This window comes from Dysgonomonas sp. 511, assembly GCF_010501105.1.
In the GTDB taxonomy this organism is placed as follows: domain Bacteria; phylum Bacteroidota; class Bacteroidia; order Bacteroidales; family Dysgonomonadaceae; genus Dysgonomonas.
On sequence record NZ_QVMQ01000005.1, the window covers coordinates 98,418 to 123,757 of the forward strand.

23 protein-coding genes are annotated in these 25,340 nt (G+C 41.5%); 10 read left to right on the forward strand and 13 right to left on the reverse strand.

The genetic code is table 11. The annotated features are described in order from the left end of the window. Positions 1-173: 173 nt before the first annotated feature. From D0T57_RS15600 to ruvB, 6 genes are all read right to left on the reverse strand, one after another. Positions 174-1,778, reverse strand: a complete 1,605-nt coding sequence (locus D0T57_RS15600) for a hypothetical protein (protein ID WP_185154617.1) — start codon at positions 1,776-1,778, stop codon at positions 174-176. A gap of 53 nt (positions 1,779-1,831) precedes the next feature. After that, positions 1,832-2,752 (reverse strand): FecR domain-containing protein, encoded by a 921-nt coding sequence (locus D0T57_RS03535; RefSeq protein ID WP_163270945.1) that lies wholly within the window; start codon positions 2,750-2,752, stop codon positions 1,832-1,834. Next, positions 2,746-3,321 carry an RNA polymerase sigma-70 factor gene (locus D0T57_RS03540; protein WP_163270947.1) on the reverse strand — a complete coding sequence of 192 codons (576 nt, stop codon included), beginning with the start codon at positions 3,319-3,321 and terminating at the stop codon, positions 2,746-2,748. The genes D0T57_RS03535 and D0T57_RS03540 overlap by 7 nt, the downstream gene beginning before the upstream one ends. A 446-nt stretch (positions 3,322-3,767) precedes the next feature. After that, a complete protein-coding gene (locus D0T57_RS03545; protein ID WP_163270949.1) occupies positions 3,768-5,825 on the reverse strand; it encodes an acetate--CoA ligase family protein in 2,058 nt (685 codons plus the stop codon). 172 nt (positions 5,826-5,997) lie between these two features. Next, on the reverse strand, positions 5,998-7,245 hold the full coding sequence (locus D0T57_RS03550) for an ABC transporter permease (RefSeq protein WP_163270951.1): 1,248 nt from the start codon (positions 7,243-7,245) through the stop codon (positions 5,998-6,000). A gap of 17 nt (positions 7,246-7,262) precedes the next feature. Beyond that, positions 7,263-8,285, reverse strand: coding sequence for a Holliday junction branch migration DNA helicase RuvB (ruvB, locus tag D0T57_RS03555; protein WP_163270953.1), 1,023 nt, complete (start codon positions 8,283-8,285; stop codon positions 7,263-7,265). A 253-nt stretch (positions 8,286-8,538) separates the two neighbouring features. Between ruvB and D0T57_RS03560 the strand changes: the two genes are divergently transcribed. The 7 genes from D0T57_RS03560 to D0T57_RS03590 all read left to right on the forward strand — a co-directional run bounded on the left by D0T57_RS03560 (position 8,539) and on the right by D0T57_RS03590 (position 14,172). Further along, complete coding sequence (locus D0T57_RS03560; protein ID WP_163270955.1) at positions 8,539-9,165, forward strand: phosphatase PAP2 family protein; 627 nt, start codon at positions 8,539-8,541, stop codon at positions 9,163-9,165. Between the two features lie 213 nt (positions 9,166-9,378). Then, positions 9,379-9,972: a TetR/AcrR family transcriptional regulator gene (locus D0T57_RS03565; protein ID WP_163270957.1), complete on the forward strand. Its 594-nt coding sequence runs from the start codon at positions 9,379-9,381 to the stop codon at positions 9,970-9,972. Positions 9,973-10,009: 37 nt separating this feature from the next. Then, positions 10,010-10,756, forward strand: coding sequence for a 3-oxoacyl-[acyl-carrier-protein] reductase (fabG, locus tag D0T57_RS03570; protein WP_163270959.1), 747 nt, complete (start codon positions 10,010-10,012; stop codon positions 10,754-10,756). 244 nt (positions 10,757-11,000) lie between these two features. Further along, complete coding sequence (locus D0T57_RS03575; protein WP_163270961.1) at positions 11,001-12,149, forward strand: porin; 1,149 nt, start codon at positions 11,001-11,003, stop codon at positions 12,147-12,149. Positions 12,150-12,176: 27 nt separating this feature from the next. Beyond that, the gene (locus D0T57_RS16055) at positions 12,177-13,097 is read left to right on the forward strand and encodes an acyltransferase family protein (protein ID WP_163270963.1); all 921 of its coding nucleotides are present in this window, start codon (positions 12,177-12,179) and stop codon (positions 13,095-13,097) included. Between the two features lie 3 nt (positions 13,098-13,100). Beyond that, positions 13,101-13,301 (forward strand): hypothetical protein, encoded by a 201-nt coding sequence (locus D0T57_RS03585; RefSeq protein WP_163270965.1) that lies wholly within the window; start codon positions 13,101-13,103, stop codon positions 13,299-13,301. A gap of 13 nt (positions 13,302-13,314) precedes the next feature. Continuing rightward, positions 13,315-14,172 (forward strand): beta-1,6-N-acetylglucosaminyltransferase, encoded by an 858-nt coding sequence (locus D0T57_RS03590; protein WP_163270967.1) that lies wholly within the window; start codon positions 13,315-13,317, stop codon positions 14,170-14,172. On the opposite strand, the gene D0T57_RS03595 is transcribed toward D0T57_RS03590, so the two are convergent. Continuing rightward, a complete protein-coding gene (locus D0T57_RS03595; RefSeq protein WP_163270969.1) occupies positions 14,173-14,544 on the reverse strand; it encodes a 2-amino-4-hydroxy-6-hydroxymethyldihydropteridine diphosphokinase in 372 nt (123 codons plus the stop codon). Positions 14,545-14,829: 285 nt separating this feature from the next. Between D0T57_RS03595 and kdsB the strand changes: the two genes are divergently transcribed. Then, positions 14,830-15,588, forward strand: a complete 759-nt coding sequence (gene kdsB / locus D0T57_RS03600; protein WP_163270971.1) for a 3-deoxy-manno-octulosonate cytidylyltransferase — start codon at positions 14,830-14,832, stop codon at positions 15,586-15,588. On the opposite strand, the gene D0T57_RS03605 is transcribed toward kdsB, so the two are convergent. From D0T57_RS03605 to D0T57_RS03625, 5 genes are read right to left on the reverse strand one after another with little or no spacing between them, the layout of a single operon-like run. Next, entirely contained in the window at positions 15,585-16,274 is a 690-nt protein-coding gene (locus D0T57_RS03605) for a ComF family protein (protein ID WP_163270973.1), read from the reverse strand. The genes kdsB and D0T57_RS03605 overlap by 4 nt on opposite strands. After that, positions 16,255-16,746: a regulatory protein RecX gene (locus D0T57_RS03610; protein WP_163270975.1), complete on the reverse strand. Its 492-nt coding sequence runs from the start codon at positions 16,744-16,746 to the stop codon at positions 16,255-16,257. The genes D0T57_RS03605 and D0T57_RS03610 overlap by 20 nt, the downstream gene beginning before the upstream one ends. Beyond that, positions 16,743-17,582 (reverse strand): peptide chain release factor N(5)-glutamine methyltransferase, encoded by an 840-nt coding sequence (gene prmC, locus D0T57_RS03615; RefSeq protein ID WP_163270976.1) that lies wholly within the window; start codon positions 17,580-17,582, stop codon positions 16,743-16,745. The genes D0T57_RS03610 and prmC overlap by 4 nt, the downstream gene beginning before the upstream one ends. A gap of 11 nt (positions 17,583-17,593) precedes the next feature. Beyond that, positions 17,594-18,205 (reverse strand): YiiX/YebB-like N1pC/P60 family cysteine hydrolase, encoded by a 612-nt coding sequence (locus D0T57_RS03620; protein WP_163270978.1) that lies wholly within the window; start codon positions 18,203-18,205, stop codon positions 17,594-17,596. Next, a complete protein-coding gene (locus D0T57_RS03625) occupies positions 18,175-18,516 on the reverse strand; it encodes a DUF4878 domain-containing protein (protein WP_163270980.1) in 342 nt (113 codons plus the stop codon). Before D0T57_RS03625 ends, D0T57_RS03620 begins: the two co-directional genes overlap by 31 nt. A gap of 402 nt (positions 18,517-18,918) precedes the next feature. Between D0T57_RS03625 and D0T57_RS03630 the strand changes: the two genes are divergently transcribed. Together D0T57_RS03630 and D0T57_RS15605 are read left to right on the forward strand one after the other, a co-directional pair. Beyond that, the gene (locus D0T57_RS03630) at positions 18,919-23,616 is read left to right on the forward strand and encodes a C10 family peptidase (protein WP_368666897.1); all 4,698 of its coding nucleotides are present in this window, start codon (positions 18,919-18,921) and stop codon (positions 23,614-23,616) included. A 20-nt stretch (positions 23,617-23,636) separates the two neighbouring features. After that, the gene (locus D0T57_RS15605) at positions 23,637-23,783 is read left to right on the forward strand and encodes a hypothetical protein (RefSeq protein ID WP_185154618.1); all 147 of its coding nucleotides are present in this window, start codon (positions 23,637-23,639) and stop codon (positions 23,781-23,783) included. A gap of 148 nt (positions 23,784-23,931) precedes the next feature. On the opposite strand, the gene hflX is transcribed toward D0T57_RS15605, so the two are convergent. Beyond that, on the reverse strand, positions 23,932-25,149 hold the full coding sequence (gene hflX, locus D0T57_RS03635; protein ID WP_163270983.1) for a GTPase HflX: 1,218 nt from the start codon (positions 25,147-25,149) through the stop codon (positions 23,932-23,934). Positions 25,150-25,340: the final 191 nt, after the last annotated feature.

Below are 25,340 nucleotides of genomic sequence, written 5' to 3' on the forward strand. Positions count from 1 at the left end.
TTTTCCTCTCCCTCGTCATGGCTTTGCCTATTTCCCCCTTCGGGGGGATAAAGGGGGGCTTATATAGATAAACTTTTCTCCTGCCGATTGACTTTGTCGATATATTTATATCCCGTGTAGAAACCTATTGGATATGTCTGTTGAGCCTTGTCCTTAGTAACTGTTGGGCATTTTTATTTTAGATTAAATCTGACACCTACCTCTGCACCTATCCACAGGTCGAGTTTGTGATTGTTGCTTCTGTTTTTTATTATACTGTAAACAGGGTCTTCGACCTCGGTGAAATCCGTATCCCTGAGCAATATATTTATCGTTGGCCCACCATATAAAGTGAATTTATTTTTCCGTACCGAATAAAATACCCGTGCCTGATTCAACGCCGCCCGGCGACCCTCGTTTTTAAAATTGTTCCTATATATCTGGCTGTGCATCAACTCGAAGAGTATGCCTTTCGGCGAATCGCCCAGTTGGATACGCGTTCCTACGCCCAGCCCTACTGTTACATTCGAAGAAGGGGAATATGCTCCGAAGCTAAGGATAGAATACATCCTGTCGGTTCCTGTAATAAGGTTTGCAGCTCCGTACACATAGTCATTGGCAGAAATGCCGATTTCAAACAATCCTCCATTTTTCACATAATTGAATAACCCGAGCATGGCAGCTTCGTCTGTTTCGGCTATATTAATTACCCCTAACTGAAATCCTGCATGACTAGCTATATTGACAGTACCTATCTGAACGTCGGCGCCTTGTGCATAGTTGACCACACCTGCTATCTGGAGCCTGCTTCCGGTTGCCATATTGGCTATACCCGCTATTTGCATATCATTTATTTCGGCTGTATAATTGGCTATTCCTGCTAGCTGCACATCGCTCGATTTTCTGACAACGTTTACAAGGCCTCCTATTTGCAACCCCTTCATATCGCCTTTTACATAGTTAGCCAAGTCTCCTATCTGAACCCCGCAGGCATTGCCTCCGGTAGAATTGAAAAGCCCTGCTATCTGCACTCCTCTCATATCCTGCTTGTTTATATTGTACAAGCCGCCAAATTCGACACCGTTTACTCCACCTGTAATTCCTCCCAGTATGTTCAGCGATAGTTTATATTCTTTTTCTTTGGTATTGCTGCCATCTGTACTTATCGGTGTTATAAATGTGAGTTGCCCGAACGACTTTTGCAGACCAATATTGTATTCTGTTTTGCTGGCTGGCGCTTCTTTCGTATCCGGTTGTTCCTGTTGGGCATCAGCACCAACCCATGTGAAAGCCGATAATGCAATAATTCCTGCGATTTTTTTTAACATAGTGGTTTCGTTTTCTTGATTATTAATTAATAGGGGCGAACCCATTTCTATTCGCTCAATGGCGATTTTTCTATCTCTAATAATGCTAAGACCACTACTGAGGCCGTTTCCACTACTCTTATCTTTATTTTTTTTATCTTCTGCTATAACAGGCTCATTATCAATGGCTATTTCCGGAAGTTTTTTTGCAGATGTTATTATCACATATCTGCCTTTTATTGTATAGTAATATTTGTCGCCTACCAGCAGGTCTACTGCTTCTTTTACTCCCTTGTTGATGATAGTGACCGAAACCATATGATTGGTATCGACTACCCGCGGATTGTAAGAAAATACGATCCCCGTTTGTTGAGTTATGAGATTCATTGCCACACCCAGCTTTTCATTTTGCAGGTTCAGGTTCACTACATTTTCGGAAAGTAAACTGACAGAGAACAGGATAAATAATGATACAAGTTTTGCTTTTTTCATATTAAAACAGCATATGCTTTTGGCGTGAATGATACAATATAGGACAAGCCGGTCTATTCTATTACATAGCCGCTTTCGTTGTGGCTGGCTTTCAGGTTCAATGTTGCAGCTACTACATCCAGGATAGTGGGTAGGTCTTCGTCGGCGAATGTAACGGTAATCGGTAAGTTTTGCATATTTTTACCTTTCAGCTCTATTTGTTGCCCGTAAAATTCATTCAGCCGGGTAATTACTTCGCCTAAAGATGTTTCGTCGAACCGGAAGCTACCTGTCTTTATCACTTGATAGAACTTGTCGCTCTTCGACAGGTAATAGCCGCTTTCATTCATTCCCAGCTTAATACCTGTATTCGTATCCGAATAAAACAAGACTTCGCCTTCGGCCACACTTACATAGATGGAATCGGGCGTGTTGGCATCCACTGTGAAGCTTGTACCTATATCTTTCACATACACATTACCCGCTTTTATTATCTTGCTCCCTGTCTTCTCCGATTCCATTTCGAAGAAAGCTTTCCCTTTCAGGAAAATTGTATCATTAGCCTGATTGTCGCTAAGGTATATTTCACCATCCATCAGGTCTATTTTTGTGCTGTCGGCAAAAGAATATAAACGCTTTTCGGTAATAACGGTATATGCATCGCCTTGTTCTCCGGTGAAGATGATAGCCAGAAGTGCTATCGCTGCGGCGGCACCTAGTGACCAGATCAGGAGTTTTCTTTTACTCTTTTGCTGGGGTACGAGCCTTGGCGTCTGTTGGCCGATATGTTCTTCCAGTTTTCCGAAAGCCTCTTGTGTAGCAAATGAGGGATAGTCTGTTGTTCCCACATTCTGATATAGCGAAGTGAGCTCAAAGAAATAGTCTTCATTTTCTTGAGATTCGGCAAGCCATTTTTCTAAATGTATTTTATCCTGAGGACTTAGTTCCCCTGCAAAATACCGTGCTAATAATCTGTCTGTGTCATTTGTTACCATAATTCAACCAGCCTTATCAAGTAGTACAAAACTATAACCGAAATAAATTCCCTCAGGTTTTCCCTTAGTAGCTTCAGTGCCTTAGCTATTTGATTTTCGACCGTATTGGGCGAAATTTCCAATTGCCGGGCAATTTCCTTATAACTCAGCATTTCGAACCGGCTGAGCTCAAACACTTCCCTGCATTTGGGTGGTAGTTGTGCTATCGCCAGCTTAATCTTATAATCCAGTTCTTTTTCTACAACGCCTTCATATACTTCATTGTGCTCCGCCTGCCCTTCGAGGGCAAATTGCTGATTGTGCTTTTGTTGTATTTTCAACTGTTTAATCCTGTTCAGGCTGATATTGTGAACTGCCATATATAAATAAGACTTTACAGACGTAGTTATATTTGTATTATGGCGGTCGTCCCACAACTTTAAAAACACTTTCTGAACAACATCTTCCGCCTCAAATTGGTCTTTGAGCATACTATAAGCATATTTACATAAGGGCTCATACCAGGTCTTGAACAGATGTTCATGGGTTTCTTTATCTGTCAATTCCACTTTTGCGTAAATAAATTCCACCGTTTTCTTTTCCTTTTAATTGGGAGATAGGCAGGTTGCAAAAGACCTATTTACCCTTATATTAATATATGACAATCGTGGAGAAGTATTCCACTATGCGAGAGCACAAATATATCCTTTTTTCCGGCAAGTATTAGCCGTGCAGTTTTTTTTGAGTCTGTTTAAATTATATATCCTTTGCTAAAAGAGGCTGAATTCTAAGTCTCTCCCAAATTTAGAATTCAGCCCCCTTGCTACCGCGCGAATCTTTCGCGTGGTTCTTATTCTATCTCCTAAGGAGCTGGTAGGAAATAGAATAAATTCGTTTTCGTCTGAGAAAACAAAAATCTTTTGTTTATTTTCAGCCTGTTTAAATTTTGAGACAAAACACCCCCTTTGTCATGTTGAATGGAGTGAAACATAACAATAAAGAGTATCACCTTGGCATTTAGCAACTAGCCTCTAAGTTATTTTTCTATTCTTATTCTCGCGTCTACAGCAACCACCTTTTCTTCGTTGGCCAACAGCGGATTGATATCTATTTCCTTTATTTCCGGTGCAAAGCGCAGCATGATAGACAAACGGACAATAATCTCCACAAAGAGTTTTTCGTTAAGCCCCTTTTGCCCGCGCACTCCTTTTATTATTTTGTATGCCCTCAGCGACCTGACCATCGAAGTTGCTTCGTGGAAACTAAGCGGAGCCAACCCGGAAGCCACGTCCTTGAGTATTTCTACAAAGATACCTCCCAAACCGCACAGCACAATGTGTCCGAATTTTTCTTCATATTTAGCACCTATAAACAGTTCTTGCCCCGATAGCATCGGCTGTATCATCACGGCAGTGGTATCGGGTATCTTCATCAACCTTTCAAATTCGAAAGCAAGATGCTCGTCAGATTGGATATTGAGTACCACGCCCCCTACATCCGACTTGTGTATCGGCCCTACGCATTTGGCAACTACAGGATAACCTATCTTGCTGCCGAATGCAGTTGCTTCTTCCTTGTTGGCAGTTACCAGTTCTTCGACCTGGGGTATGCCTGCTGCATCGAACAGTTCGCGGATGGTACCGTTGTCGATATATCCCTCGCCAGCACTGTCTATTATATTGCGTATGCGTGGTATGTTGACCGGCAGGTCTTCCATCTTGCCCAACGATGGCGGTGTCCACGACACTACTTTCGACAAGGCATTTGCCAACGCATACTCATCGGTGAAATTAACGTGCCCTTTATCCACAAAGGCCTCCATCTCTTTCGATGCTGCAATTACCGATGGCAGGATAGGATATATAGGCAACTTGCTCGACTTTATTTTCTGGTCGAGTATCTCATATGCCTCTGACACATTGCTCACTCCCGGATTACCGTAGATGACGGCAATACCATCTATTTCCTTAAAATACTTCTCGCAAAAGTCTATGCAATAAGACATATGCTCGCCCGTACCTGTTCCTATAATGTCTATCGGATTGGATACCGCCGCACCCGGCAGAAGGTGTTTTTTCAACTCTGCCGATAGCTCCTTATCCATTTCAGGGACTTCGATATTCCCTTTCGACAGGGCATCTGTAAGGATAACGGCAGGGCCTCCGGCTTGTGTGATAATAGCCAAATTGCGTCCTTTCAGTTTTTTGAGCATCAGCACGGCAGCAACGTTTGCCATCTCTTCGCGCGAGTAGCAACGGATAATACCCGCCTTACGGAACAAAGCTTCGACAGCCGAGTCGGAACTGGCGATAGCTCCTGTGTGCGACGATGCGGCACGGCTTCCCGACGACGAACTTCCCGATTTGATGGCAACGATGCGGCAACCTTTATTGACCAGCGATGCCGAATGCCGGAGGAAACGGTCGGGAGCTTCTATTTTTTCCAGATATAATAATTTGATTTTAGGGTCTTTTTTGGGATCAAATTCGCGGTCGAGATACTCCAGTATATCTTCTACCCCTACCTGCGCCGCGTTTCCTATCGACCATGCCGAATTGAACCGCAAGCCGATGCGCATAGCCGATTCTATAATATATGTAATCGTACCGCCCGAACTGGAAATAATATCTATGCCCTGCGTATTCAGGTTTGGCACAGGGCGGGTAAATATACTTTGGTGCTTGGTATTGAAAAAACCGGAACAGTTGGGCCCGATCATCAAAGCTCCTGCCTTTTTCACTATCTCAGCCAGTTCACGTTCCATTCTTGCACCTTCTTCCGATTCTTCGCTGAATCCTGCCGAAAATACAATAAATGCTTTTATACCTTTTTTGTTAGCCAGATAATCTACCGTTTGCAGGCATTGGCCGGCCGGCACGGATATGATAGCCAAATCGGTATAGGGTATTTCTTCTATCGACTTATAGGCTTTTACTCCCTGTATGGTTCCGCCTCTGGCGTTTACTACATACAGGTCTTTATCGAAAGTTCCGTTCACCAGATTGTACAAAACGCTGCCTCCGGGTTTCAAAATGTTATCCGACGCGCCTACTACTACTATGCTTTGAGGGTCTACAAGCTTATTGTATATCATAAAAATAAACTTTATGTGTTATTTTGTAAAAATAATGATTTTCATTAAACTACAAGCAATTTGCAGGTATAATGTAAAACATATCTTGCTATAGCTTTGCAGCCCTCTTTTTTGGGAGAAGGCAGGGAATGAAGTAGTATAAAATATTTTATTTCAGCCGCTAACCCGCACTTTACTCAAACCGGATCGACTTGGCAGGAGATATTTTTGCAATGAGGTACGACGGGCCTATCATCATCAGCATGGAGAAAAACAATGTTCCCAGATTGATAAGTACGATATATAAGATATTGATATCCACAGGTACTTCGGTCATGTAATACTTGTCGGGGTCGAGTTTAAGGATACCGAAATGTTTTTGGATGAACAGGATCGACAGACCGATAATATTCCCTATAACCATTCCTTTCACTATAAGGAAAGACGATACGTAGAGGAATGTTTTGCGTATGCTGTAATTGCGTGCACCCAGCGTTTTCAGCATACCTATCATATTGGTACGTTCGAGAATGATGATAAGCAGCCCCGATATCATCGTAAAAATGGAGATGGCAAACATCAGTATGATTATGATAACCACGTTCATATCCAGCAGGTTGAGCCAACTGAATATCATCGGGTTCAGTTCCTTTATCGAACGAGACAGGAGGGTATTGCCTTTCTCGTCGCGAAAAGTCATCATTTTCAGGAAGGTATTCTGGTAAATATTATCCAGATTGTCGAAATCATCGACTAAGAGTTCCATACCACTGGCTTCGTTTTCTTCCCAGTCATTCAGCTTGCGTATAAGGTTGATATCCGTTACAACAAAGAGTTTGTCATAGTCCTCGAAATTGGTGCTGTAAATGCCCGTTATCGTGAATTTACGATACCGGATATTTTCTCCTATAAAGTAGCAAAGAAAACTGTCTCCGGTTTTCAATCCCAGTTTATTTGCAATGTTTTGGGAAAGGATGGCCTGGTTTATGTTCGTAGTATCACTTGTATTTATTATCGAACCTTCCACCATGTTATACTCGAAAAAATCCCAATCGTAGTCCGTACCTACCCCTTTCAGGATAATGCCTTGGAATGCACTGTCGGTCTTTATAATTCCCGGTTTTGTAGAAAATTGCTGTACATGTTTTACCCCTCCTATATTTTGCAGGGTAGATATCAGTTCGGGGCTGATGCTGATCGGCAAGGTTTCGTAACTGCTGCTGTTTGCCAGGTTGGTGACCTGTATATGCGAGCCGAAACCGACAACTTTGTTGCGCACTTCTTTTTTGAACCCGATAACGATAGACAAAGCCAGTATCATAGCGGCAAGCCCGATTGCCACTCCGGCAATGGCGATACGGATGGCAGGAGCAGACGCTTTTTTCTCGTCTTTACTACCTCCGAAATGGATTCGTTTTGCTATGAATAATTCTAAATTCAAGTTTGCTGTATCGTAAGTTAAAATAAAAACCCTTGTTCGCTCTGCCTTTTCCTGCCTAAATGTGTATAAGCAAGGTCTGTGACTTCGCGCCCGCGGGGAGTACGTTTCATAAAGCCCTCCTTTATCAGAAACGGTTCGTAGACCTCTTCTATTGTACCAGCATCCTCGCCCAGGGCTGTAGCAATGGTGGAAATGCCTACCGGCCCTCCTTTGAATTTGTCAATGAGTATCAGCAGTATTTTGTTGTCTATTTCATCGAGTCCGTATTTGTCTATATTCAATGCTTCCAGTGCGTAATTGGCTATCGCCCTGTCTATCTTTCCCGACCCTTTCACCTGTGCAAAATCGCGTACACGGCGCAACAGCGCATTGGCTATGCGGGGAGTCCCCCGGCTTCGCGACGCTATTTCTACGGCAGATTCCCGCGAGGCTGGTACATCCAGTATGTTTGCCGAACGCAGGATTATATTTGTAAGGGTTTCGATATCGTAATATTCCAGATGCAGGTTGATGCCAAACCGGGCACGCAACGGACTGGTAAGCAACCCGCTGCGGGTAGTGGCGCCAATCAGTGTAAACGGGTTGAGGTCTATCTGTATCGAACGCGCGCTAGGCCCCTTATCTATCATTATGTCGATACGGTAATCTTCCATCGCACTGTAAAGGTATTCTTCTACTACAGGCGACAGGCGGTGTATCTCGTCGATGAAAAGCACATCGTTCGCCTCAAGGGATGTAAGCAACCCGGCGAGGTCGCCCGGCTTGTCGAGTACAGGCCCCGACGTGATTTTAAATCCTACCCCAAGTTCGTTGGCTATGATGTTCGACAGAGTGGTCTTGCCAAGCCCCGGAGGCCCGTGCAAGAGGGTATGGTCGAGCGATTCCCTCCGCATTTTGGCTGCTGCGACAAATACCTGGAGGTTTTCCACCACCTTGTTTTGTCCGCTAAAGCTGCCGAATGTGAGGGGACGCAAGGCGTTTTCATACTCCTTTTCGTTGTCGTTTATATTCCCTCTGTGTATGTCGAATGATTCTTCCATAAACTTAATGCACAAAGGTAAGTCAATATATTCTGAAATGGAAACAACGGGAACAAGAATATCCGAATAGGCACTACATATTCGGAAGCTATTTTGAAACGAAGTTGTTTCGGGGGTTAGCAAAAACAGGCTCTTAATGTAAAAAAATGTTTTTTTTGGTTTTCAATCGTAGAAAAAGCTTTAATTTGTACTCCTAACTAGCAGAAGCAGATATTATAATTGTAAATAAGTATTAACAAGCATTTTTCCAGAAATGTTAGAAGAAATTATTGAATGGGACAAAGAACTTTTTCTTTTCCTCAATGGTAAGCATACCGACTGGCTCGACCCGGTTATGCTAGTCCTGAGTTCCTATTGGAACTGGATTGTAGTATGCCTGATAATAATTGTAATGATCTTTTTCAAGGGCAGGGTGAAAAATATACTGGCCACGCTGTTCTTCTTGTTCTCGGTAGGTGTAAGTGCCTTTATAACCAATTTGGTTAAATTTATAGTGCAACGCCCCCGCCCTATCCATAGCTACTGGGATAGCGCGATACATGCCATAGAAAAGGACAGCGACAGCTATAGCTTCTTCTCTTCTCATTCGGCTACAGCGTTTGCCATGTCTGTGTTTTTCCTTCTGTTTTATCGCGTAAATAAGGTTTATGGATGGATTGCATTAGTATGGGCTACACTTGTTGCTTATAGCCGTATCTATGTAGCCAAGCATTATCCTTTAGATGTTATATGCGGAATCATATGTGGCGTGGTAATAGGGGTTGCAGGGTACAAAGTATTTGCCCACTACGAGGAGAAAGAGCGGGAGTTTCTTGCGCGTAGCCCTTACGACAACGATGAATATTTTTGCAAAAAGGATATAAATAACACGAATAAATAATAGGATAGTTGCCACCTCTCTCGAGAGGTGTCTAAAAAGTAATCCATATGCTTCATTGCTTTTTAGAAAGACACAAGCTCTGGGGAGGCTAAAATCATAGTTGACGGCTAATTTTACTACCTTTAACGCGATAAAACCAAGAAAAGCTTACAGATTATAATAAAAATGTGCTAAATTTGCACACTTACAATATTTGTGTGCAGATTTTAGTATATGGCTATCAACAAAACCAGAAATATACTTATTGAAGTTGCCCGTCAGCTTTTTGCAAAATTGGGAGTGGAAAATACCACCATGAACGATATTGCTGTGGCTTCGCATAAGGGAAGAAGGACTTTGTACACATATTTCAACAACAAGAACGAGGTATATCAGGCAGTACTCGAAACCGAGCTCAACCAGATGTACCAGTCGTTGCAAAACGTTGCTGCCAAAAGGCTTCCTGCCGACGAGAAACTGATGCTATTCTTTTATACAAGGTTCGACACCATCAAAAATGTTGTTGCGCGGAACGGCACATTGAAAGCAGACTTTTTCCGCGATATATGGCGCGTACAGAATGTCCGCAAATCGTTCGACATTAAAGAAATACAGATACTAAAAGACATCCTGAACAAAGGCGTGGAAGAAGGCACTTTCGAAATGCCCGACACACAAGCCACAGCCGAAGTGCTCCACCATGCACTGAAAGGATTGGAAGTACCCTATATACGTGGGCAGATAAGGGCAGAACGCCTTAAAACCGAATCGCAACGCGAAAATATCGCCTACCTGATATTCGAGGGATTGAAGAAGAAAAAGAAATAGGATCAATAAAATAAAACCATAATCAATTAATAACATTATGAAATTATTAGAAGGTAAGACCGCTATTATTACAGGAGCAGCACGTGGCATAGGTAAAGCCATCGCCCTGAAGTATGCCGAACAAGGTGCCAACATCGCATTCACCGACCTGGCAATAGACGACAATGCAAAAGCAACCGAAGCTGAAATTGCAAAATTAGGTGTAAAGGTAAAAGGCTATGCATCGAATGCTGCCAACTTCGACGAAACGCACCAAGTGGTAGAAGAAATAGTAAAAGACTTCGGACAGGTAGATATACTTATCAACAATGCAGGTATCACCCGAGACGGGCTGATGATGCGTATGAGCGAGCAACAATGGGATATGGTAATCAACATAAACCTGAAATCGGCGTTCAACTTCATACATGCGCTTACCCCTGTTTTTATCAAGCAAAAAAGCGGGAACATCATCAATATGAGTTCTGTAGTAGGCCTGTCGGGCAACGCAGGACAAACAAACTACTCGGCATCGAAAGCAGGTATGATAGGGCTTGCAAAATCTATCGCTAAAGAGCTTGGTTCGAGAAATGTACGTGCCAACTGTATCTGTCCGGGATTCATCATCACCGAAATGACCGGCGTATTGTCGGACGAAGTGAAGAAAAAATGGGCTGAGCAAATTCCGTTGCGCCGTGGAGGTACTCCCGAGGACGTGGCTAATGTAGCCGTATTCTTAGGTTCAGACCTTTCTGCATATGTTACAGGACAGGCTATCCCTGTGTGTGGCGGTATGAATATGTAAGAGCCTGTTTAAATTTTAGCGAAAATATTTCTTATAGGTTCTTTAGTATAGTTCTTAGCAACTTTTTTATGCTCTTTTTAGCGTATTTTCCACATATAGCTATAAAAAAGGTTTGCTATAAAATTTAAACAGACTCTAAGATATTTTTGAAGTATTATACAAATAAGAGGTGTCCCAAAAGGATGCCCCTTATTTTTGTATCAAATATAAACTCTACTCTCTTACTAACAGCCACTTAAATAAAATGAAGAAGAATTTTACCCTACTCCTCCTCCTCTTGCTTATATCTATATTCAGCTTAGCTCAAGACTCGAATACAGAATTGCTGAAAAAACTCGTAGAAAAGAATGTCCTTACCCAAAGCGAAGCCGACTCGCTTAGTATCTTGTCGTCCGAAAAAACGAATCGGAATGAGATAAATACCATAGAGAAGATAAGGAAAGCATTCAATACCCCCTATATGCAGTTTGGAGGATATGGCATGATGATGTACAAATATAACAATATGGCTTCCACAAAGCATTCACTCGATGCCCGGGTATTATTCCTGCATGTGCGGGGCGATATTTTTAAGAATTTCAATTACTTTGCCATGTACGAATTTATAAAACCTACACTTACCGAGTTTTATGTACAATGGACACCCGATAAGAGGTTCAACCTAAGGGTAGGACAAGGCAAAATACCTCTCTCCCTCGAAAATCAACTATCCCTCACCGTTCTCGAATCTATAACAAACAGCCGTTCTACCTCCAGCCTGATAGGGATGGGCGACGATGTACTCAGATGGCAAAATGGTAAAAGTAATGGCGGACGCGATATGGGAATATTATCATATGGCAGCCTGATAGAAACCAAAACACACGACTTGTTGGAATATGGAATCGGTATATTTCAGGGAACGGGGTTGGTAACCGGTGAAACGAACAACACGAAAGATTTTGCCGGAAACTTACTGGTGCAACCGATAAAAGGCTGGCGCATAGGTGGAGGCGCATATTTCGGAGAAGCTACATACACAAAAGACGGGGAGGATACCAAAAGCGACCATGTACGCAACCGCTGGATAGCCAGTTCCGACTACAAGTCGGATAGGGTGTACGCCCGCGCAGAATGGATAAAGGCTAATGACGGCGGTATCCAAAAAGAGGGATTGCATGGAATGGGTTTATTCTATTTTATGCCTGAAAAGTTGAATACTTTTGCGAAAATAGATTACCTGAACCAGAATACTGATATAAACAAGGAGGTAACAGACTATCATCTGGGTATTAATTACTACTTTTACAAATCGTGCCGCCTGCAACTGAATTATACATATTCGGATTATTCGAAGAAATGGGATGCTCGGAATACCCATTCGGTTTTGGGGCAGATGCAGATAGTTTTTTAAAAAACATATAACTAATTTTCTAATATTATGGAACAAAGACACGTCCTCCTGGATTATTATAAAATACTATTGAGTATTTTTGTTGTGATAATACATATACCTTTTTTTAAAGAAACACCAACTTGTCAAGGTTTAATGAATGATAATATTGCGCGAATCGCAGTACCTTCATTCTTTATAATAAATGGATATTTTTTATTCACAGTATTGGAAAAGGGTCATTTTTTTAAATATATCAAAAGAAGTATTTTATTGTATATATTTTGGATGGTTGTCTATTTACCTTTTTACTTCTCTGATTTGAATATAAAGAAAATCGTTGTTACATTATTTTTCGGATGGCATCACTTGTGGTATATTATCGCATGGATTGTATCATCAATAATTATTACTATTATTTACAAATCAAAATTTAATACTAAAGTATGCTTTATCATATCTTTATCATTTATTTTTTTAGGTTATTTTTTACAATTTACAGACATTCATAATTTCCATTTTTATAGAAACGCTTTATCTTGCAGTTTTCCATTTATACTCATTGGATATTTAATAAATAAAAACAAAATACTCCAAAAACGATTTAAGTATATCGACCTTCTTATTTTATTTTCTTTAACAGTATTTATTCTCGAATCGTTCTTTTTAAAAGAATATTTTAATCTTCATCATAAATTCATAAAGCATATTGACATTACATTATCTTCATTAATCTTATCTCCCTTACTTTTTTATTGGATAATGAATAAAAAAACTAAGAACCTAAAGTTAACTCCCTTTATTTCGAAACTATCAGCAGGAATATATTTTATTCATGTACTTTTTATTTATTTAGGAAGATATTTAGGGCTAACCGAATTTAGCCTTTTATTCTTTGTTTTAATTACCTCATTTATTTCATCCTATTTCCTATTCCTTATCAATAAGAAATTGAAATTTATTTTATAAAACATGAAAAAAGTTGCTTTTATCCTCATCCTCCTCATCTATTTCATTTCCACTACTGCCTGTGGAAGTGATTCATTGATTAAAAGTTCGAGTTCGAAAGGAACAGTGAAAGCAAAAGATATAAAAGAAGATTTCGGGCATTACCTGCATGGTGTGAAGCGCCTAAAAAAGACAGTTGTAGAAAAGGTATGGATGAGTCTTTAACTAACTCTATAATATGAAAATCTGCTACCTCATATTAGCCCATAACAACTTCCGGCATCTCGACCGGTTGTTATCCGCATTGAACGATGAAGACAGCACTTTTTATATCCACATAGACAAAAAGGCTAAGCCGGGCTATACTCCCCTCATCAACAATGCCCGGATAATACCGGAAAGAACAGATATAAAATGGGGAGGCTACTCTATGGTAGAGGCTACTCTGGCATTGATGAAGAACGCAATGGAGAGTACGCCCGATGCTGATTATTACGCTCTGATAAGCGGAGTAGACTATCCTGTACGACCAAAAAAATTCTTATACGAACTTCTTGCCAAGGGAAAAGAATATATTGATATAGCTCCCATACCTGTACCATATAAACCTATAGAGAGGTACGAATACTATTATTTCGATTACGAACGCCGCAACCTCAAACATTATAACCCTAAATTCCTCACAGAAGTATTCCTTAAAAAGCTGAAAATAAGACGTAAAGCACCCTTCAAAGTATATGCCGGAACCCAGTGGTTTGCACTGACAAACAGTTGTGTGCAATATATACTGAAAACTGTGCAGGAAGACAACCGTTATACCCGTTTCTTCAAACACACCCTTGTGCCCGACGAAGCCTTTTTCCAGACCATTATCGGCAATTCGCCTTTTATGAAGGATACGGCAGCCAGCCTTACTTATACCGACTGGAATGTGCCTGTACCTCCCGCTACAATAGAAGAAAGGCATATAGAGTACCTCAAAACACATATAGAGTTCGATGACGAATACGGAAAGCGTTTCCCTTACTTTGCCCGTAAGTTTAATGATGATAGCGAGGGATTGCTGGAAAAAATCAGGGCGGAACTATGGAAGTAGTTATTTGAGCAGGCTGGGCAATAATTCGGCGATGTAGGTGCGTTCTATTTCGTTTGGCCTCAACACATCATTATTCCAGATAACCAAGTCGATATCTATCTTTACAATTCCCCTTTTCTTGTCGGCAGGCCGACGCCCCATTTGCTTTTCCAGCTTCTTGAGCAAGGGTGTTATTTCTTCCTTGTCCTTTGATGTATATCCAATTGCAAGCTGGTTGAGAAAATCATCTTTATAGCTGTCGCCATAGGGTGTGGTAACAGACGTTTCCGAATAATGGATCTCTTCGAAAACATTGTCCAACAACCGGTGGCAGAGAGCCAGATTGACCTCCCTGTCTATATTAGTACCTATGCTAAGCAAAACCTTGTTCATAACTTATGCAAATATACATCCCATTTCTCAAATAAACTTTATCTTTGTTTAGAGTCTGCTTAAATTTTATAGCAGAACTTTTTTATAGCTATTTTTAGATGGATTTTATGTATTTTTATTGCTGGTTTAGCAAGCTAAACCGAAATAAGAATGTAAAAAATACGCTAAAAAGAGCATAAAAAAGCTGCTAAGAGTTCGAAGAATCGGCAGAGTCAATATTCATGAAGCCTACAAAATAAATTTTCGCTAAAATTTAAACAGGCTCTTTATCTAAATGGAAACAACATGAGGTTTATAGCAATTATTCCCGCACGATACGAGTCTACCCGTTTTCCCGGCAAACCATTGGCCGACATGGGTGGCAAACCTATGATACAGCGTGTGTACGAACAGGTAAAAAAAGCCATAAACGATGTATGGGTAGCTACTGACGACAAGCGTATATTCGATGCCGTCGATGCCTTTGGCGGGAAAGTTGTGATGACATCGGCAGACCATCGCAGCGGAACCGACCGCATAAGGGAAGCATACGAAAAGATCGGGCAGGAGTTCGATGTAATAATCAATGTGCAGGGCGACGAACCTTTTATACAACCCGTACAGATAGAGACATTGAAAGCCTGTTTCGACAGCAAAGATGCAGAACTGGCTACATTGGTAAAACCCTTCAAAAAGGAAGACGGGTTCGATGCACTCTTCAATGCCAATTCTCCGAAAGTTGTGGTAAACAAAAGAGATGAAGCCATATATTTCAGCCGTTCTATCATCCCTTATATCAGGGATGTACACCATAGCGAATGGCTCGACAAACACACTTTCTACAAACATATCGGGATGTATGCCTACCGCCCCGATATACTGCAGGAAATAACCCGGCTGAAACCATCATCGCTCGAAAAAGCCGAATCGCTGGAACAACTTCGCTGGATAGAAAACGGCTACCGCATCAAGATCGGTTATACCGATGTAGAAACCATCGGGATAGATACGCCGGAAGATATGCAGAAAGCGTTGGATTATCTTATCAAGATGGATAAGAACTAGTTTGCTGTAGCCAAAGCATAGATACTGATCCGGCTATCTGCACTTTTCAATATCTCTTTTGCGCACGACTCTATGGTCGACCCCGTAGTGATAACATCGTCTACCAGCAAAATATGTTTCCCGGCAAAGGCTTCGGCATCTGCAAGCGAAAAGATATCTTCCACATTCTTCCACCTGTCGAAGCGCGAGTTCTTCGTTTGCGACTGATTGTTAACCACACGCCTCAGTGTTGTATCGTCTATGGGTATGCCTGTAACAGCCGAAATACCTTTGCATATCTCCATCGACTGGTTGTACCCCCTTTGCCTCTCACGTTTAGGATGCAGGGGAACAGGGACAAGCAGATCTATACCGCGCACAAAATCGCTACCTTTGATATTCTCGCCACACAGCCGCCCCAGGTAACGGCCTAGTTGTGGGTTGTACCTGTACTTCAATTCGTGCACTACGCTTTGCATACTGCCACCTTTTACGAAGTAGGCATAAGCCGAAACGCGCCCGAAAGGGATACGTCCTGCAAAGAATTGTTCGATACGGTTGTCTTCCTGTAGGTGAAAGTTCGTTTTGGGCAAAAGCAGGAGGCACTCGGTGCAGATATGCTCTTCGCCCTCGGCCAACCGGCTGTGGCAGACGATGCACAAAGGAGGGAAAAACAGGTTGAGAAAGTTATGGAGAAGTTTCCTCATAATCGCCTCCCAACAGCTTGTTTACGCACTTGATAGCCATATCCATGCCAAAGCCGCGCCCAAGTGCAAAGCGGATCAGTTTGGTCTTCCTTTCGTAATCGTTCTTCGCTTTTACCGACTTTACTTTTACCGAAAGTATATGCAAAAGTTGTTCCTCAAATTCGTCACCCGACAGCTCCTCCAACAGAGGTTCGTAGATGGCTGGGGATATATTCTTCCTTCGTAGTTCGAACGAAATCTTCGTCCTTCCCCATTTGTTGAACTTCATCTTATCGTTTATAAAGCTTCTGGCAAAACGGGCATCGTCCAGAAACCGTTCTTTTTTCAGGCGGTCGACAATGCGGTCGGCAATATCAGCTTCAAGTTCCCATGCTGCCAGCTTCTTGCGCACATCAAACTCCGACCGTTCGGTACGCGAACAATAGGCAGCTATGCGGTTGAGGGCTTGGGGTTCGGTCAGTTTCTTTTTCATCGTCTTATCTCGGCCCTTACCATCCTGTCATTTCCACTCAGGTCGCAAAACAGTGCTACATTTCCGAATCCTTTCGCTTCCAACATTTCTACAGTCTCATGGCCTTTTGCCTGATTGATTTCGAAATAGAGTTTTCCTTCGGGCAATAGCAACTCTAAAGCAATATCTGCTATCCGTTCGTAAAAGAGCAGGGCCTTGTCGTTAGGTACAAATAGTGCGGAATGCGGTTCGTAGTCCAGCACATTTTTGTCCATCACGGCTTTTTCTTCTTCCAATATATAAGGTGGATTGCTGACTATGATATCAAACTTATTGTCAATAGGATAAGCGGATAAAACATCTACTTTACGGAACGAAATATACTGCTTGTTCCTCTCCGCATTTTGTGTTGCCACCTTCAATACTTCTTCCGAAAAATCCCATGCAGAGATATCCGCATTCTTCATGTGTTTTGCCAATGCAACGGCTATTGCCCCACTACCTGTTCCGATATCCAATACCCGGAGATTTCCAGTGCTGTTTTCGTTTAATATCAACTCTACGAGTTCTTCCGTTTCGGGACGCGGGATCAATACATTCTTATCTACAAAGAAAGGCAAGCCGAAAAACTCGGTTTCGCCTGTTATATATTGTATCGGCTCATATTGTTTCAGCCTGGCAATGATTGCATCCAGCGCCCGGCAATCGTCCTCGCTCAATCCGGCATCTTCCATCAATGCCAACGAGTAAGGTTTGCCTGTAAGGTATTCGATAATAATACGCACAAATCCCGAAACCTCAGTCTCGGGATAATATGCAGTTAATGATTGCTTTATATACGATATAGCTTTCCGCACCTGATAATATTTTATTCTGTAACCTTCTGTACTACTGTTGTTCCCGGCAACAAATATACATTATCTATTCCGTAGATTTTCAGCTTGCCCAGATTTAGTTCGGGTTTTACAACTGTGTAGCCAAACGCCTTATTGACAGCCAGTGCCACCAACTCGGTGCAATAGACTTTGCTATCGTCCGCAGCATCGAAATCCAGATCGAAAGGGGTATGCCTTTGATAATAACCCTTAGCGATGGAGGCCATACAGTGGCGTATAGAATCGGCGGCGGCAACCCGGTACACGCCCCAAGTCTTGATGCCATCGAGAAAAACCGATATAGGTTCGCGCTTTACGAAGCCTATCCCGGTAAGTTCGCTCGCCTCGGCATGTATTACAAAAAGGCTATCGCCCACCTGCTCGACAATGCCGGCATGAGAGTATATTTTTTCGCGGGAAGAAAAATCTTTAAACCTGTTGGAAAAGAACCCGTTGCCCATCCGGCAAACGATGTCGCCATTGCTTATCTCCGGCGACAGGTTTAACGGTTGTTCCTCTTTCGGGCTACTGCCACAGGCAGATAAAAATAGTATGAATGAAAAAACAAGAAAAACTATTTTTTCATTTCCATATTTACTTTCCAATCGCCGTCTATTTTTACAAGCTCAAAAGTTTCTTCTTTTTCGGTACTCTTATCCATAAAAGTAACCCATGCCCTGTTGTCGGCAACAGAGTCTTTCACCAACTGGAATTTGAAGTCGGGATTTATGTCCATCTTGCCCATGCTGGCTGCAAAATCGAGCAGTTTACCGGTCGATTCGGTTGCATATTTCTTAGCTTCGTCAACCTTCCCTTTGGCCAGGTTTTCAGAAAAGTTGCGTGCTGCATTTTCCGGTCCCGACGAACAAGCACACATTAGCAGGGCTGTAATAGCAATAAAGAGTAATTTTTTCATATCTATGTGTTTTTTAAGATTCAGTAACAAAGATATGTTTTTTTGCGAGATAGCGGTTTGGTTTATAGATAAAGTTGCGCAATTGAAAAAACTAATACTTGAATGGATTTATACAGGACATTACTTAACAGATTAGGTAATTATATCAAGTTGCCTTGTTTTTAATCACATAGCTTTTGCAGACTATATTCTTAAAAATATATCCCAAAAATCTAACTGACTTCAATTTTGACATGAAAAACAGTTCGATCTATTAACGAAAATTTGCATAAATTAGATAAAACATGTACCTTCGCGACATGGGTAAACTGTGTCGAAAAAACAAACTTACAGAAAACTATTATAACCTAACTTCATTCTTGTAGAGAAATGATAAAGAGATTTAAATTCATTTTGCTACTAGTGATTCTAATTCCTTATTTCTTGCCTTCACCTTTGAATGCAAAAGAAATAAGCGTAGAAATGGCTGAAAAAGTAGCACGGAACTACGTCCGGACAAAAAAACAACTCGTCAAAACTGATTCAGAACTAACTTTAGTACACACTGAATTTAACACACAAGGGCGGAAGAGTTCAGTTTCCGAAACTTCGGAAAAAAGAGCGGTTTATTATGTATTCAGTGGAGGTGATAATCAAGGATTTATTATCGTATCAGCTGATGATGTGGCAATACCTGTTTTAGGGTATGTAGATTCGGGTAATTATAATTCAGGTAATACACCTCCCAACTTTGCTTATTGGATGGAGTGCTTGGCGCAGGAAATCGCATATGCAATAGAGAATCAAATAAAACAAGATACAGAAACAAAGACCCAATGGGAAAATTACTTATCCGGTAGCATAACTACGAAAGGAACGAAAGCGGCTGTAGCTCCTTTGGTTAAAACTAAATGGAATCAGGGAACGCCATATAATAATCTGTGTCCTTCAAGTAGCTATACCGGCTGTGTAGCTACAGCAATGGCGCAGATAATGAAATTTTACAATTATCCTGATACCCGCACAGTTACAATTCCTGGTTATACTACTGCTACCAATGAATATGTGATACCTGCTATTACAGTATCAACAAAATATGATTGGACAAACATGACCAATACTTACAGCAGTTCTTCGACTTCAACTGCCCAAAAAGCTGTGTCAACTTTGATGTTTCACTGTGGAGTAAGTGTTGAAATGGACTATACTCCGTCTTCGAGTGGAGCTGTGACCAAAAAAGTAGGTAATGCGTTATGTACTTATTTTAATTATGATAAAAGCGTTCAACACAGGAAGCGATGTTATTACTCTAATACAGAATGGATTAATACACTAAAGGCGGAGATCAATGCCGGGCGTCCTATATTATATTCCGGACGCAATACATCCAGTGGCCATGCCTTTATCTGTGATGGGTATGACAGCACTGATAAATTCTATTTCAACTGGGGATGGGGCGGATACCGGGATGGGTATTTTGCTACTACTGCCCTGAATCCTGGTACTGAAGGAGCCGGATCCGGTGCCGGGACGTATAATCTGGAACAAGCTATACTCATAGGCATTAAGCCTAACGCAGGAGGAAATCCTGTAACCAACATGACCATGCGGAAGAATACCAATATGACAACTACAAAGACCGAAGTAGCCCGAGGGGAAGCCTTTAGAGTTTCTACCACTATCATTAACAATGGTTTTTTTGACTTTTCAGGAGATCTTGGTATTGCTTTAGTTGATGCAAATGACAACATATTGGAAGTTATAGGTCTAAAATCTATTAGTATTCTTGAACCTGGTTCTGGACTTACCTCTTCTCTTTCTTCTATCCCTTGTACCATTCCGACAACCAGAGCTGCCGGCACTTATTATTTGAGAACTGTAACCAAAGAAACGAATGGATCATCATGGACTATTGCACGAGGGACAACCGGCTATGTCTGTAAGTTAACCATAACTGCAACTAGCAAGATTGCACCTCACAATATGAAGATAAATGCTACTTATCCCTTTACCAGTTCTGCTACTTCGGTAAAAAGAGGAGAAGGGTTTACGATATCTCCTTTGTCTTTTAAGAATGTTGGCACAACAACATTTAGTGGCGACTTAGGGTACGCATTGGTTGACGACAATGATAATATATTGGAGATAATAGGTGTATCAGGTACTGGGGTTTCGGTTAATGCAGGCAGATCATCTAAAAGGTCGAGCATTATCTGCTCTGTATCAACGAAAATAAAGGCAGGTAATTATAAAATAAGAGCTGTAGCAAAACCTACAGATAAAGAATGGAGTATTGTTTATGGCGAAACAGACGCAATAACAGCCATATTACCTTTGCAAGTGACCAGTGGTATTGTTACTCATGGAATTAAAATTGTAACGGGTTCTGCATTAACATCATCTGCTACTTCTGTTGAAAGAGGAGAAATATTTACAGTATCGGCCAAATTTGGTAATAGAGGGTCTAGTACATTTGTTGGGGATTATGGTGTTGCAATTGTAAATAATAGTGACCAGATTTTGGAAGTTATTGGTACCTCAAAAACAGGGCTTACTTTAAATTCAGGCTCCACTTGGTCTAGTGCATTTGATGCAACTTGCGCTATATCTACTAATATATCTGCTGCCAGTTACAACTTAAGAGCCGTGGTAAAATCTATTGATGGGGTTTGGTCGATTGCATATGGAGAAACAGGTGTTACAGATATTTTACCTATTACCGTAACCAGTGGTATTGTTGCGGATAATAGTAATCTTGTATTTTACAATAGGGACAATCCCAATAGCTTTACATTAAGCATCGACCCTATAGTTCAATTCTCACCTTTGTCTGTCTCTATTGGCATCTATAATTATAAAGGGAATGATGGAAATAGCCCTTTTTTAGGCGATGTAGAACTTGTATTATGCGACCTGGAAGGAAACGATATCGAAACTATTGCAACCAAAAAATTGTTTATTACCAATGATGGGACTTATGGTACACATGCTTTTTCATCGTCAAGTATTACTTCTCCTGGCGGCTCTTATTTGTTACGCCTGTATCAACACAGCCTTACAGGTGAAAGAAAAAAAGTAGGGGCTATCTATCCTAAATTTCAAAATGATTTACAGGTAACAGTTGTAGGCACCCCTCCTCACGTCGCAGCTGTTTCCCCTGCCAATGGTGCAACAAACATTCCACTTAACGGGCAATTGGTAATCACCTTTGACGAACCAATGAACGTAAATACCGAAATTGGAATAGTGAGTCTGGGCGGTGGTGTTGTCAACACAGAAGATAAAACCTGGGCAACCGGAAACACTATTTGTACTATCCCATATACCAGTCTGGATCATAGTACTACTTATACTATAAAAATATCTGGATTCCAAGATGCTTCCGGCAATGTAATGGATGCTGTAACCAGTGGATATTCCTTTACTACCATAGCCGCGCCAGCTACATCAACATGGAGTCCTCAAAATGGTTCTACCGATTGGTTTAATGCTGCCAACTGGACTAATGGCATGCCTGGGGCAACTACTATAGTCACAATACCAAAAAGCAGCTCGTATCCGATTTTATCAACGAATGCCACTGTCAAGAACATTACGTTCGGGGCAGGAGCTGAACTTGGACGCCAAGATTTACTTTCTTATCAAAAAGCTTTCATCGAATATGATTTTGGTACGGGAGTGCGTGATGCTCGTCATCGTATGCTGTCAGTTCCTTTGATGGAAGTATATCCGGGAGACTATTCCTTTGGAAGCTATCCGACCACCTACTTCCAAACCTTTGAGGTTAACAGTAGCGGAAAAGGATACTGGATCAGCACATCCGGTGGCAGTAAAGGTAAATTAACAGCAGGAACAGGCTTTGTGATATCGATTGGTTCCGACAATGCAGCAGATAAAGGCCTGGGACTTTCGGGCGGCATACTAAGACTACCTTTCTTTGACAGTGAATCCGGTGTTGTACAAAAGGTACATCCCAATCATAGTTACAGTTCATGGATAAGTACATTTACAAATCCATATGGTACGGGTTCATACAATGTCAGCCGAACAGCACTAGGCTACCGTTTGGCCGGAGCAAATGTAAGTGTAAACGCTCAGTTTGGACAGAATAACGGAAAGAGCCTGACCTTGGTAGGTAATCCATTCATGGCAACAATAGATTTCACTCAATTCTACAATGAGAATAGCGAATTGATTAAAAACAACTACCAGATATGGACAAAAGTTGGGGAACAAGAAGGTTATGCCGGCTATGGCCCTATCGGAACATGGGGGCTGGAACCCACTACCCCTCTTAGCAATAAAATAGCACCTCTGCAAGGTTTTATAGTAGAACAAAATACCGGAACCGGAACATTATACTTCGACTTGCCCAATATTGCAGCCACAGGACAAGGAGGAGGTCTTCTATACGATATAAAGATGGGAGATAAACTGGATATTGTTGCTGCCAATGGAACAGCTTCGGTGCGAACCTTCATCGCGAAACGAGAAGGGGGTTCGGCTGAATTTAGTTTTTATGATGCGCGCAAACTAATGAATAATGCGACAGCTACTCCTGAAATTTATACAATCAAGCCTTCTAATGGAGAGTTGGTAACAGTAGGTGCAAACGTTGTTGACAATGATAATTTTGAATATCCACTTGGCTTAACAACCTCTTTCGCCGGTGAAATAACATTGACATTCAGCGGAATGGACAGGTATAATGCTCGAATATTCCTTGTAGATAAAGTTGCAGACAAGAAGATAGAACTCACAGATATGGATATTTATAAATATTCATTCAACCACACCCCTATCCAAAAAGATGGAGAAATCATTGCTACAGACAACCGGTTCGTTATCAGCGCAGTTCCCAAAGGCAGTATTTTAGCCGAAGATGCCAATACAGTAACTATATACAGTCAATACGGTTTCATACATACGACAGTTAGTGAGCCTAATCTAATCAAGACGGTTACAATTTACAATATGCAAGGCCAAACAATGTATCAGGCAAAGGTCAATGCAACAACACATACAACAACCCGTAGGTTCGCACAGGGAATTTACATAGCGCAAGTAGAAACTGAAAATGGCACTGAAACTAAAAAGCTAATTATTAATATTAATGACTAACTATAAACACGCAAAACATAATGGAAAAATTATTGAACGATACAGAAAATAAGAAGCCCTATATAGCACCCGGCATTGAAGTAATAGAAGTTAAAATAGAAAGGGGATTTGCTGGATCAGGAAACGAAAACCCAAATAGCGATGAGAATCTTGATCCAAATTGGTAAGCTACAATGAAGATATAATCATTATAATATTGCAGAACATAAAGAAAGGCTAGAGGTGTATGCCCTAGCCTTTCTTTCGTGAAATAAAACAGTCAGTCTTTCTCTAATGTACACTTAAATATCCTGAGTCACTGCCCTGCACGTAGGATTATTCCTCTTCATCATATTTCTGAAACAGAAAATCGTTGTACGGATAACGTTCGATATGAATTGCTTTTACCCGTTCGTACAACAGGTTGCGCAGGTTGTCGATATTCTTTTTCTCCTTTGCCGAGATAAAGATACAGTCGTCGTGCATCTTGCTCATCCACGATCTTTCGAGTTCGTCGAGGGAAATATTCTCGCGGGTCTTCGGTGTCAGGTCATCTTCATCCTTCGGCTTATAGGTAAAGGCATCTACCTTGTTGAACACAAGAATGGTAGGCTTTTCTTCTTTATCTATATCCAGAAGGGTCTTCTGCACCACGTCTATCTGCTCTTCGAAGTTGGGATGCGATATATCTACCACATGCACCAACAGGTCGGCTTCGCGCACTTCGTCGAGGGTAGACTTGAACGATTCGACCAGATGTGTAGGCAATTTACGGATAAAACCGACCGTATCGGACAGCAGGAACGGCAAGTTGTCTACAATCACCTTGCGAACGGTAGTGTCCAGTGTTGCAAACAACTTGTTTTCGGCAAATACTTCCGATTTGCTCAGCAAGTTCATCATGGTAGACTTGCCCACATTGGTATATCCCACAAGGGCTACGCGCACCATCTTTCCCCTGTTTTTCCGTTGCGAAGCCATCTGACGGTCTATCCCTTTCAACTCTTCTTTGAGGAATGCTATCTTGGTAAGGATGATACGGCGGTCGCTTTCGAGCTGTGTCTCTCCTACTCCACGCATCATCACACCTCCACCCCGCTGGCGGTCAAGGTGCGTCCACATACGGGTAAGGCGCGGCAACAGGTATTGGTATTGGGCCAGTTCTACCTGCGTTTTGGCATAAGCTGTCTGTGCGCGCATGGCAAATATGTCGAGGATGAGGCTGGTACGGTCGAGTATCTTCACCTGCAATTCTTTCTCTATATTGCGTATTTGCTTGGGCGACAGTTCGTCGTCGAAAATAACAAGACCAATCTCGTTATCCTCCATATATTGCTTTATCTCCAGCAACTTGCCGCTACCCACAAATGTTGTAGAATTGGGGTGGTCGAGCCGTTGGGTAAAGTTTTTTTCGGGCACTATCCCTGCTGTCTCAGCCAGGAAAGCTAGTTCGTCGAGGTATTCCTTTACCTGGTCTTCGCTTTGCTGCTGTGTGATAAGGCCGACAAGGACGGCTTTTTCGTTTTTGGATTCTGATATTATAAAATCTTTCATATAAATTCGATATATTAATTAACCAATATGCCGGTATGCCAGTGTAATGATAATAAAATAATTTATGTCAATCTGCAGTTAAATAATGAACTCATCTTGACTTTTTCGACACAAAACAAAAAAGTCGAAACGACTTCAATATGCTCCATTAAATTATGTATAAACTCAATCTTGAGTTAAATATTTCATCT